This window comes from Arthrobacter horti, from assembly GCF_030731045.1.
GTDB classification, from domain to species: Bacteria; Actinomycetota; Actinomycetes; order Actinomycetales; family Micrococcaceae; genus Arthrobacter_E; species Arthrobacter_E nanjingensis.
This window is the reverse complement of sequence record NZ_JAVALS010000024.1, coordinates 1-11,799: the sequence shown is the minus strand read 5'-3', so window position 1 is coordinate 11,799 and position 11,799 is coordinate 1. Positions and strand designations below refer to the sequence as shown.

Annotated in this window: 9 protein-coding genes; 6 read left to right on the top strand and 3 right to left on the bottom strand. The window is 67.5% G+C overall.

Annotated elements, in window-relative coordinates:
- Window positions 1-180: 180 nt before the first annotated feature.
- A complete protein-coding gene (locus Q9R02_RS16410; RefSeq protein ID WP_305997785.1) occupies window positions 181-1,404 on the bottom strand; it encodes a class I SAM-dependent methyltransferase in 1,224 nt (407 codons plus the stop codon).
- Window positions 1,405-1,469: 65 nt separating this feature from the next.
- Between Q9R02_RS16410 and Q9R02_RS16405 the strand changes: the two genes are divergently transcribed.
- From Q9R02_RS16405 to groL, 3 genes are all read left to right on the top strand, one after another.
- Window positions 1,470-1,856 (top strand): hypothetical protein, encoded by a 387-nt coding sequence (locus Q9R02_RS16405; RefSeq protein ID WP_305997784.1) that lies wholly within the window; start codon window positions 1,470-1,472, stop codon window positions 1,854-1,856.
- 219 nt (window positions 1,857-2,075) lie between these two features.
- On the top strand, window positions 2,076-2,372 hold the full coding sequence (groES, locus tag Q9R02_RS16400) for a co-chaperone GroES (protein ID WP_305997783.1): 297 nt from the start codon (window positions 2,076-2,078) through the stop codon (window positions 2,370-2,372).
- Between the two features lie 79 nt (window positions 2,373-2,451).
- Complete coding sequence (groL, locus tag Q9R02_RS16395) at window positions 2,452-4,062, top strand: chaperonin GroEL (protein ID WP_305997782.1); 1,611 nt, start codon at window positions 2,452-2,454, stop codon at window positions 4,060-4,062.
- Between the two features lie 123 nt (window positions 4,063-4,185).
- Here the strand turns inward: groL and Q9R02_RS16390 are convergent, their stop codons facing one another.
- Both Q9R02_RS16390 and Q9R02_RS16385 read right to left on the bottom strand, forming a co-directional pair.
- On the bottom strand, window positions 4,186-5,178 hold the full coding sequence (locus Q9R02_RS16390; protein ID WP_305997781.1) for a hypothetical protein: 993 nt from the start codon (window positions 5,176-5,178) through the stop codon (window positions 4,186-4,188).
- Window positions 5,175-5,540 (bottom strand): PadR family transcriptional regulator, encoded by a 366-nt coding sequence (locus Q9R02_RS16385; RefSeq protein WP_305997780.1) that lies wholly within the window; start codon window positions 5,538-5,540, stop codon window positions 5,175-5,177. The genes Q9R02_RS16390 and Q9R02_RS16385 overlap by 4 nt, the downstream gene beginning before the upstream one ends.
- Before the next feature lie 271 nt (window positions 5,541-5,811).
- Here Q9R02_RS16385 and Q9R02_RS16380 point away from each other — a divergent pair, with 271 nt between their 5' ends.
- The 3 genes from Q9R02_RS16380 to guaB all read left to right on the top strand — a co-directional run bounded on the left by Q9R02_RS16380 (window position 5,812) and on the right by guaB (window position 11,634).
- On the top strand, window positions 5,812-7,782 hold the full coding sequence (locus Q9R02_RS16380; RefSeq protein WP_342006946.1) for an acyltransferase family protein: 1,971 nt from the start codon (window positions 5,812-5,814) through the stop codon (window positions 7,780-7,782).
- A gap of 127 nt (window positions 7,783-7,909) precedes the next feature.
- Window positions 7,910-9,985 carry an acyltransferase family protein gene (locus Q9R02_RS16375; protein ID WP_305997778.1) on the top strand — a complete coding sequence of 692 codons (2,076 nt, stop codon included), beginning with the start codon at window positions 7,910-7,912 and terminating at the stop codon, window positions 9,983-9,985.
- A 137-nt stretch (window positions 9,986-10,122) separates the two neighbouring features.
- On the top strand, window positions 10,123-11,634 hold the full coding sequence (gene guaB, locus Q9R02_RS16370) for an IMP dehydrogenase (protein WP_305997777.1): 1,512 nt from the start codon (window positions 10,123-10,125) through the stop codon (window positions 11,632-11,634).
- The last annotated feature ends 165 nt before the right edge of the window (window positions 11,635-11,799 follow it).

Sequence of the window (11,799 nt, the reverse complement as noted above, 5' to 3'; positions counted from 1 at the left end):
CAACTCGCCGAGACCGAACGGCTGTTGAACATCCGGCCCCGCAAAACCCTCCACTGGGACACCCCACGTGAAAGACTGACCCAACTGATCGACAGTGTTGCGCTAACCCCTTGAAACCGCCCGTGCTTTAGGGGCGTGAGCTGTCACTTCGCGGAGGAGCGGGGGATATGAAGCGCTGCGTCAGCCCCGGCCGAGCGGCTCCACCACCAGGACCACGCGGTCGTCGCCGATCCGGGTGAGGACAAGGGTGGCGTGGGCGCCACCCTTGCGGGCCTTGCCGGGAAGGATCCGGCGGCGCAGTTCCTCCGGCGTCACGGCCGTGCCGCGCTTCTTGATCTCCACGCTGCCCAGCTCCTGCGCCTTCGCCCAGGCACGCAGGGCCTTCACGTTGTAGGGCATGGTCTGCAGGATCCGGTAGCTCCGCGCGAACGGGGAGTCCACGGGATCCGGGCTGCACAGATAGGCGATGTGCGGGTCCAGGAAGTGCGCGCCGATCCGCTCTGCCAGATCGGACACGAGCCCGGCACGGATCACGGCGCCGTCAGGCTCGTGCAGGTACCCCTCCACGGGACCGCTCTGCGCCTCCGGGCTTTCCCCGAATCCGGCGGCGGAGGTCAGCTCCGCGGATCCGGTGGCCCCGGTGACCAGGGCCGCTCGGCGGACGCCCGGGCGGGCCAGGGCGTTGAACCAGAGGGCCACCTCCGTGACATCGCCGTCCACGGACACCCACTGCGCCTCGCAGCCGCCCGGGATGGACTCGTGCGGCATGCCGGGGCCGAATTTCACGCCGACCGCCTTGCTCTGAGCCGCAAGACCCTCCACAAAGGACAGGGGAGGCGAGAACGCCTCAGGATCCCAGAGCCGTGCTGAACCGGACGACGAGACTTCGCGGCGCGCGGGGTCCAGCCACACGCCGTCGAAGGGCGCGAGGTCCAGGGTGGTGGCATCGGCCTGCACCACCTCCGCCTCGGGGAAGGGGCGCAAATTGACGGCCGCGCAGGCGGCTGTCTCCTCGTCACGCTCGACGGCGGTCACCGACACGCCGAGCGAGGCGATGGCGAGCGAGTCGGCACCGAGGCCGCAGCCCAGGTCGATCACGCGCGACACGCCGGCGCGCAGATAGCGTTCGGCGTGCAGGGCGGCGACAGAGAGACGGGTCGCCTGCTCCAGGCCGGCCTGGGTGAACAGCATGTCCTGCGCGAACTCGCCGAACTTCGCCGTGGCCTTGGCCCGCAGACGGCTCTGTGTCAGGAGCGCGGACACCAGCTCAGGGGCGTGCCCATCCTTGCGCAGGCGCAGGTTCATGGCCAGGGAGTCCTGTTCCGAATACGGCTCCAGGGCGTTGAGGAGGGCGAACGCCTCCGGGGTCAGGAGCGGGGCGATCTGGCTCACGGCGGCAGGCATGATCTCAAGCCTACGCGGCGGCGGCGTTCCGGCGGCGGACGGCCGGAAGCACTAGGCTGAACAGTATGAGTGCCCAGAAACCGGCCCGGTCCGCATCGAGTTCGCGGAAGGTCTTCATCGCGCTGCTGGGGGAGTATTCCAGGGCACTCCTGGCGGTGGGTGTGGTGGTGCTGCTCGTGGCGCTCGTGGTCCTGGGCGTCCTGTGGATCCTGGACACGTTCAACGCCGCCGTGTACTCCGTGGACGGCAAGAACATCAGCGACGCCACGGATGAGGCCAGGTCCCTCCGTGACATGTACGGCCCGGCCCGCGGCGGTGCCATCGTGGTCATGGTGTTCGCCGCCGTGTTCGCCGCGCTGGGCGCGGTGGGCCTGTATCTCAACCGGGACGCCCGCGCCGCCCAGCAGCAGGACGACGACGGCGACGTCGGCGTCGAGGACATGCTGGGGTAGTCAGGCGGCCGCCTGACCCGCCTGCCGCCGTCGTCGTGCGTGTTCACCGATGACGGAACGCTGGCACTCACCTTGACCGAGTGCTAAGCCGCCCCTACAGTTTGTGTTAGCACTCGAACCCTTCGGGTGCTAAAGCCCAAGGTTGCTGCCGGCACCCGCGACGACGGTTGGCTCCCAGGCTGAATACTTCTGAAATCTCATTGCAAAGGAGAGATCCGAGTGTCGGTCTCCATCAAGCCCCTTGAGGATCGTATTGTCATCCGCCAGCTCGCCGCTGAGGTGACCACCGCCTCCGGCCTGGTCATCCCGGACTCCGCCCAGGAGAAGCCGCAGGAAGGCGAAGTCGTCGCTGTTGGCCCCGGCCGCGTCGATGACAATGGCAACCGCGTGCCGATCGATGTCGCCGAGGGCGACGTCGTCCTGTACTCCAAGTACGGTGGCACCGAAGTCAAGGCCGGCGGTGAGGAGTACCTGGTGCTGTCCTCCCGCGACGTCCTGGCGATCATCGTCAAGTAACTCTTCAGCGTGACACGCATCCCCGTGCCGCCCGGGACCCGGGGTCAGGTCACGGGGATGCGTTTTTGAAAGGACACACATGGCAAAGCAACTTGCCTTTGACGACGCTGCCCGTCGCGCCCTTGAGGCCGGCATCGACAAGCTCGCCAACACCGTCAAGGTGACCCTCGGCCCGCGCGGCCGCAACGTGGTGCTCGACAAGAAGTGGGGCGCCCCCACCATCACGAACGACGGCGTGACGATCGCCCGTGAGGTCGAGCTGGACGATCCGTACGAGAACCTCGGCGCTCAGCTGGCCAAGGAAGTCGCCACCAAGACCAACGACGTCGCCGGTGACGGCACCACCACCGCCACCGTGCTGGCCCAGGCCCTGGTCAAGGAAGGCCTCCGCAACGTGGCCGCCGGCGCCGCCCCGGGCGAGATCAAGCGCGGCATCGAGGTGGCGGTCGAGGCCGTCGCCGCCCGCCTGCTGGAGAACGCCCGCGAGGTCGAGGGCAACCAGGTGGCCAACGTCGCCACCATCTCCGCCCAGTCCGAAGAGGTCGGCGAGCTGCTCGCCGAGGCCTTCGGCAAGGTCGGCAAGGATGGCGTCATCACCATCGAGGAATCCTCCACCACTCAGACCGAGCTGGTCCTCACCGAGGGCATGCAGTTCGACAAGGGCTTCCTGTCCCCGTACTTCATCACGGACCAGGACCGCCAGGAGGCCGTCCTGGAGGACGCCTTCATCCTGATCAACCAGGGCAAGATCTCCAATCTGCAGGAGCTGCTGCCCCTGCTGGAGAAGACCCTGCAGGCCAACAAGCCGCTGTTCGTGATCGCTGAGGACGTGGACGGCGAGGCGCTCTCCACCCTGATCGTGAACCGCCTGCGCGGCACCCTGAACGTCGTGGCCGTCAAGGCTCCCGGCTTCGGTGACCGCCGCAAGGCCATGCTCCAGGACATCGCCATCCTCACGGGTGCGCAGGTCATCTCCCCGGAGCTGGGCCTCAGCCTGGACCAGGTGGGCCTCGAGGTGCTCGGCACCGCCCGCCGCATCACCGTCACCAAGGACTCCACCACCATTGTGGACGGTGCCGGCACGGCCGAGGACGTGGCGTCCCGCGTGGCTCAGCTGCGCGCCGAGCTGGAGCGCACGGACTCCGAGTGGGACCGTGAGAAGCTGCAGGAGCGCCTGGCCAAGCTGGCCGGCGGCATCGGTGTCATCAAGGTCGGCGCCGCCACCGAGGTGGAGCTGAAGGAGAAGAAGCACCGCATCGAGGATGCCGTGTCCTCCACGCGTGCCGCTCTGGAAGAGGGCATCGTCTCCGGCGGCGGTTCCGCCCTGGTGCACGCCCTCAAGGCCCTGGACGAGTCCCCGGAGGTGGCCGCCCTTCAGGGTGACGCCGCTGCCGCCGTCGGTATCGTGCGCCGCGCCCTGGTGCAGCCGCTGCGCTGGATCGCCCAGAACGCCGGGTTCGACGGCTTCGTGGTGGCCTCCAAGGTCGCCGAGCTGGAGAACAACCACGGCTTCAACGCCAAGAGCGGGGAGTACCAGAACCTCATCGAGGCCGGCGTCATCGACCCGGTCAAGGTGACCCGTTCCGCTCTGCGCAACGCGGCCTCCATCGCCGCCCTGGTGCTGACCACGGAGACCCTGGTCGCCGAAAAGCCGTCCGAAGAGGACGAGCACGCAGGTCACCAGCACTGACGCCGTCACCAACTGGTCGGGTCGATCTGTCGTTCTGAGGTGATCATTCCGACAGATCGGCCCGACCAGATGGCGTGAAGGCCCGGATCCCCCAACGGATCCGGGCCTTCCGGCGTCTTGGCGCTACTTCCGGCCGCTCGCCGGGGCGGTGGCGGACGACGTCGGCGCGGCCGGCCGAGGTGTCGCCGCGCCGCTGGGAGACGGCGAAGGTGCGTTCAGGCTGGGTGCGGGGGCCGGCGTCGAGGGGCCGGATACACCTCCGGCACCATCCGGGACCGGGGAGGCCCCGTCCGTGTTCCGGGGCGCGGTCCGCCAGGGTCCCGGGTCCCCGGGCTGTGCGAGATCGATCGGCACCGCGGAGCCGGAGGGGTCGAAGAATCTCACGTCATTGATGCGGGTCCCGTCTGGGCCGTACACGTAGAGGGGGCCGGTCACGGACCCGTTATGGCACACGCCGTCATACAGGCTGCACATTCCTCCGGGAGTGGTGTAGCCGGTGTACTCGGGAACCCTGTTCGCCGCCGCGATGGCCCACGGGACCATGAGCAGGGACAGTGCGGCTGCGACTACATTGAATCCCCGGAGCAGCCGGGGGAGTACGGGGCCCTTCGCGAGGTGTCTATTGCTCCACCCCACGCTGAGCAGCACGCACAGGATGAAGAATCCCCAGGTGAGCAGCCCGTGCGGGAACACGAAACGGGGCACTCCGGCTCCCTGGAGGGTGGCCACAGCCTGGTACAGGACCCATGCTCTGAGCACCCACCAGAGCGGGCGCAACAGGACCAGGAAGTCCCAGGCTGCACGGATCGCCGGATTTCTGGCCGCGACCGTGCGGGCTTTCCGCTCAAGCTCCTGCTGCCAGGACCGCAGCCGCCCCGGCCCGGCCACCGAGCCACGCGCCGCGAACCCCGCCGACGCCCTCAGTTCGGCCGCATAGGCCGCCGGGACCTCCGTTGGAACCGTCCCGGACTCGCGGTACTGCTCCAGGAGGTCGGCGTCGAGACCTCCGGTGAGCTCGTCGACGTCGTGCGCGTCCAGATCATCCAGTGCGCCGCGCACGGCCGCCGCGTAGTCGCTGACGGCCGGCGGGGTCCCCGTGGTCTCCATGATGCTCATTCCCCCTCCTGGGCGGTGTCGGTGGTGCGGTGATCGGGGAGGGGCCGGTCTGAGAGCAGCAGGTCCATGCTGCCGGCGAAGTCCCGCCAGCCCTTGGCCTGGATCTCCAGCTGTGCCCTCCCCTGGGCGTTGATCCCGTAGTACTTGCGGTGCGGCCCGCCGTCGGACGGGACCACATAGCTGGTGAGCGCACCCCCGTTGTAGAGGCGCCGCAGCGTCCCGTAGACCGAGGCGTCCCCGACCTCGGCCAGGCCGGCGGCCCGGAGACGGCGGACCACGTCATAGCCGTAGCCGTCCTGGCGGTTCAGCACGGCGAGGACCGCGACGTCCAGGACGCCCTTGAGCAATTGCGTTGATTCCATGCGCTCTCCTTGGATCTGTGCACACGACACTACTATGCAAAGCGCAGTAGTGGAAGGCGGGCAGGACTCCCTGGCCGGCCGGTCTCCCCGAGAAGTCTGGGATGCCATCTCGGCTAGAATTGATGGCTTGCACGAAGCGACCCACTGGATAGGCATGTCCCAACAGACTCTGAGCACCTCGCCCCAAAGACCTTCGCAGCCCGCATCGGCTGCCCGGCCGGTGGCCGGGCAGAAGAACAGCGACCGGTCATTCAGGCCGGAGATTCAAGGGTTGCGGGCACTGGCCGTCCTCATGGTGGTGTCCTATCACGTATGGTTCGGACGGGTGTCCGGCGGTGTGGACGTCTTCCTCTTCATCTCCGCGTTCCTGATGACCCTGCAGTTCGTGCGGCGTCATGATCGCGGCGCACCGGCCGCCCTGGGACGCCACTATCTTCACGTCTTCTGGCGGCTTCTTCCGATGGCCGCGCTGGTCATTCTGACCGTGATCCTGGCCGGATGGGCGTTTCTTCCCGCCACGCGGTGGGGCGGGCTGATCACGCAGGCCTGGTCGTCTCTCTTCTATGTGGAGAACTGGACTCTCAAGGCCCTCGCCGTGGACTACTATGCGGGCAATCATGCTCTGGCCAGCCCGCTGCAGCATTTCTGGTCCCTGTCGATCCAGGGCCAGGTGTTCATCCTCTGGCCGCTGATCTTCCTGGCGGCCTCCTGGATCGCACGACGGCGCGGGCTCGGCTACAAGAAGCTGCTCACCTGGGTGTTCGGGGCGGTTTTCGTGCTCTCACTCGCGTTTTCGGCCTGGTACACCGCGACCAGCCAGGGTGAGGCCTATTTCGACACCTTCGCCCGTCTCTGGGAGTTCGCGCTCGGTTCCCTGCTGGCGCTCGGCCTCAAGTTCCTGAATCTGCCGCGCGCGCTCCGGGTGGTCCTGGGCTGGGCCGGCATCGTGGCCATGCTGTCCTGTGGCTTCCTCGTCGACGTCCAGGGTGCCTTCCCCGGTGTGATCGCCCTGTGGCCCACGTTGTCCGCGGCGGCCGTCATCATCGCCGGGGACACCGGGTCCCGCTTCGGTGTGGACCGGGTGCTCAGTTCACGGCCTCTGCGCTCCCTGGGTGGCATGTCCTACGCCCTGTACCTGTGGCACTGGCCCATCCTGGTGCTGGCTCTGACGCATTTCGACCGTGAAAACGCGGACGGGAGGCTCGGCGTCGCCGTCGTCCTGCTCGCCCTCGTCCTCGCCTACCTGAGCTCCAGGTTCGTCGAGAAGCCGCTCCGGAGCTGGACCTGGGCGGCCGCACGGGTCCGGCACGCCGCGCTGGCGTGCGTGGCCGCCGTCGTCGTCGCCGCCGCCCCGCTCGGCGGCTGGCAGCTGATCTACAACGCCAAGCTGTCGGCCCCGATCACGGCGAGTGAGCGCGACAATCCAGGCGCCCTGGCGCTGGAGTCGGGCTACATCGATCAGGTGGGGGAGGATGCGCCGGTGCTCCCGTCGCCCGAGCAGATCGCTCAGGACTGGGTGAGCCTCGCCGGGAAGTGCGACGGGCCGTTCGCGCCAGATGCCGGTCAGGACCTCAACGAGCGCTGCGCCTTCCAGGGCCCGGCCGATGGCACCGCGACCAAGACCGTCATGGTCCTGGGCCACTCTCACGCGGAGCAGATCATGGCGGCCATCAAGCCGGTGGCCGAGGAGCGCAACTGGAACCTGGTCTCCGCTCTGAGGGGAGGCTGCGCCTTCTCGCCGGTGGAGCCCACGGGGAATGACGAATGCGATTCCTTCAACCAGGACGTGCGCGGCTATGTGGACAAGGTCAAGCCGGATCTGGTCATCACCATGGCGACCGAATCGGTCCCGGACTCCCCGGATGAGGAGCTCGGCCGCGGGTTCGAAAGCATGGTGGAAGACCTCGGTGAGATGGGTGTGAACGTTCTGGGCATCCGTGACAACCCCCGGTCCGCCACCAACATGGCCGAGTGCGCACTGCAGAGGGGCGATGACAGTCCGGACTGCGCCCTGGTGCGGTCCCAGGTGCTGGCGAAGACCCCCGCGTACGCCGGCCTCGACGGCGCGCATCACAATGTGCGGTTCATGGACCTCTCGGACCGGATCTGTCTCCGGGAAAGCTGCCCGCCCGTGCTCGGCAATGTCCGGGTCTACCTGGACGCGAACCACCTCAGCGGCACGTACGCCACGACGCTCTCCACCGCGTTCGCACGGGATTTCACCCGCTTGTACGGCGGCTGAAGGGAGGGACTGTGACCCCGGCCGGGCCATCCCTGGGCAGGGTCACAGCTCCAGCACAGGATAGAATGTAACGGTGAGATAACGGAATGAGACCTGACGCCTACGAGACGATACGACGCAACGACCCATGACGAGTACTGCAGTGAGCACACCGGAAAACACCCGCCCAGCCCGCGGACAAGCGGCCCGCGAGGCGACGGAACGGACCTTCAGGCCCGAGATTCAGGGCCTGAGGGCGATGGCGGTTCTCATGGTCGTCACGTACCACGTCTGGTTCGGACGGGTGTCCGGCGGCGTGGATGCCTTCCTCCTGATCTCCGCGTTCCTCATGACGCTGCAGTTCACCCGGCGCTTTGAGAACGGCCGTCAGGTCAACCTGCCCAAGCACTACCTGCACGTCTTCCGGCGTCTGCTGCCCGCCGCCGTGCTGGTCATCGTCTCAGTGCTGATCGCGGTCCGATTCCTCATCCCGGCCACGCGCTGGGCGGAGATCATCGGACAGGGGCTGGCGTCCGTCTTCTATGCGCAGAACTGGGCCCTTCAGGCGCAGTCGGTGGACTACTACGCCTCCGACCATTCGCTGGCCAGCCCGTTCCAGCACTTCTGGTCCCTGTCCATCCAGGGGCAGGTGTTCATCCTGTGGCCGCTGATCTTCGTGCTCTGCGCACTGCTGGCCCGCAAGACCGGATGGAATCACCGCTGGATCCTGACCGCCGTGTTCTCCGCGATCTTCCTGGCGTCGTTCCTCCACTCGGTCGAGTACACCGCATCCCACCAGACCCTGGCGTACTTCGACACCTTCTCCCGCCTGTGGGAGTTCGCCCTCGGCAGCCTCCTGGCCTTGCTGCTCCCATACCTCCAGCCGTCCAAGCGGCTGCGCGTGATCCTGGGCTGGGCCGGCGTGGCGGCCATGCTCAGCTGCGGCTTCGTCCTGGACGTCCAGGGCCTGTTCCCCGGATATGTGGCGCTCTGGCCCACACTGGCGGTCTCCGCGGTGATCGTGGCCGGTGACACCGGATCCCGCTGGGGCGTGGACCGGATCCTCAGTTCCGTGGCTCTGACCCGTCTGGGCGACAACTCCTACGCGCTGTACCTGTGGCACTGGCCGGTCCTGACGCTGACGCTCGCCGTGGCGGACCAGGACTCCGCCGGGTTCCTGCTGGGCCTGGGCGTCATCCTGTTCTCCGTGGGCCTGGCGATCCTGACCACGCGGTATGTGGAGAAGCCTCTCCGCAGCTGGGCGTGGGTGGAGAACCGGACCCGTAACACGGTGGCGGCCACCGTGGCGCTGGTGCTGTGCGCCGCGGTCCCGCTGACCGCCTGGCGCGCCGACTACAACGCCAAGGCGCTCACCCCGGTGAGCGTGTCCTCGGTCACCAATCCCGGCGCCGCGAGCCTGGACCCCGGCTACATCCCCAGTCCGGCGGTTACGGCGACCGCCACGGTGGTCCCGCGCCCGGAACGCGTGGGCAGCGACTGGGCCACGCTGGGTGGCTCCTGCGAAGGGGAGTTCCGCCCCGCCGTCGGCGATGAGACCATCCGCAACTGCGGCTTCCAGGCGCCCGAAGGCACGCCCACCAAGACCGTGCTGGTGGTTGGTCACTCGCACGCCCAGCAGATGCTGGCGGCCATCAAGCCGCTGGCGGCAGCCAAGAACTGGAACCTGGTGGCGGAGGTGAAGGGCGGCTGCCCATACTCGCCGGAGGAGTCCAGCGGCAATGAGGAATGCGATGAGTTCAACCAGGGCGTCAAGGCGTACATCGCCCAGATCAAGCCGGACCTGGTGATCACCATGGCCACGCAGTCCACTCCGGACTCCGCGGATGAACAGGTGAGCACCGGTTTCACGGGAGCCGCGGAGGACCTGGCGAAGCAGGGCATCCAGCTCCTGGGCATCCGGGACAATCCGCGATCCACCAAGAACGTGGCGGATTGCGCCCTGGTCAAGGGCAGCAACAACCCCAAGTGCCTTCTGGCACGCAGCCAGGTCCTGCCCGCCGTGCCGGCCTATGCCTCCTTGGAAGGCAAGTTCACCAACACCTCGTTCATGGATCTGAGCAACTACATCTGCCTGCCGGACAGCTGTCCGCCGGTGGTCGGCAACGTCCGCGTGTTCCTGGACTCCAACCACATGACGCAGAGCTTCGTGGAGACACTCGCCGGCCCGTTCGCCACGGAGTTCTCCCGCCTCTACACGTGGTGAACATCACGGTCCTCTCGAGGAACGTGGGGACCCGGAGGCGCGTTTAGAATTAAATCCATTACGCACGGACCAGACCCGTAATGACTGGCTGGTCATCTGTTGCACACCCACCCGGTAACCCCGAAAGAGTCGCACTCATGACCACCCCCGAACACGATCCGTTCGCATTCATCGGCCTCACCTACGACGACGTCCTGCTCCTCCCCGGGCACACGGACGTCATCCCCTCTGACGCCGACACCTCCTCCCGCGTCTCCAAGCGCATCACGGTGCAGACCCCGCTGCTCTCCGCGGCCATGGACACCGTGACCGAGTCCCGCATGGCGATCGCCATGGCGCGCCAGGGCGGCCTGGGTGTCATCCACCGGAACCTTTCCATCGCCGATCAGGCCGACCATGTGGACCGCGTCAAGCGCAGCGAATCCGGCATGATCACCAACCCGCTGGTCATCGGCCCGGACGCCACGCTGCTGGAGCTGGACCAGCTCTGTGCCCGCTACCGCGTCTCCGGCCTGCCCGTGGTGGACACGGACAACCGTCTGCTGGGCATCATCACCAACCGCGACACCCGCTTCGTGCCGGAGAGTGAGTACCCGAACCGTCTGGTGCGCGACATCATGACGAAGATGCCGCTGGTCACCGGCCACGTGGGCATCAGCCGGGAAGAGGCCTCCGACCTCCTGGCCAAGAACAAGATCGAGAAGCTCCCGCTGGTGGACGCCGACGGCCGCCTCCAGGGCCTCATCACCACCAAGGACTTCACCAAGGCCGAACAGTACCCGCTGGCCACCAAGGACGACGAGGGCCGCCTGCGCGTCGGCGCCGCCATCGGATTCTTCGGCGACGGCTGGGAGCGCGCCATGACGCTGGTGGACGCCGGTGTGGACGCCCTCTTCGTGGACACGGCCAACGGCCACTCCCAGGGCGTGCTGGAGATGATCTCCCGCTTGAAGAAGGAGAAGGCCGCGGCGCACGTGGACATCATCGGCGGCCAGGCGGCCACCCGTGAGGGCGCTCAGGCGCTGATCGACGCAGGTGCCGACGGCATCAAGGTGGGTGTGGGCCCGGGCTCCATCTGCACCACCCGTGTGGTGGCCGGCGTCGGCGTCCCGCAGATCACCGCGATCTACGAGTCCGCCAAGGCCGCCATCCCGGCCGGCGTCCCGCTGATCGCCGACGGCGGCCTGCAGTACTCCGGTGACATCGGAAAGGCCCTCGTGGCCGGCGCCGACACCGTCATGCTCGGCTCGCTGCTGGCGGGCTGCGAGGAGTCCCCGGGCGACCTGATCTTCGTCAACGGCAAGCAGTACAAGAGCTACCGCGGCATGGGCTCCCTGGGCGCCATGCAGACCCGCGGCAAGAACACCTCGTACTCCAAGGACCGCTACTTCCAGGCGGACGTCTCCGGCGACGACAAGCTGATCCCCGAGGGCATCGAGGGCCGCGTGGCCTACCGCGGCCCGCTGTCCTCTGTGGCATACCAGCTGGTGGGCGGCCTGCGCCAGACCATGTTCTACGTGGGCTCCCCGACCATCCCCGAGCTGAAGGCCCGCGGCAAGTTCGTCCGCATCACCGCGGCCGGGCTCAAGGAGAGCCACCCGCACGACATCCAGATGACGGTCGAGGCCCCGAACTACACCTCGCGCTGAGTCTCACCTCCTCACCTCCTCGCGAAGTAACAGCTGACGCCCCTAAAACCGAGGCGAGTTCAGAAGGTTAGCGCAACACCCTGATGGTGGAGGGTGTGCGTGGCGAAGAAGATCGCGTGGGAGGTCCGGGCGGAGGCGTATCACCGCTTGTTGGCGGGTGAGTCC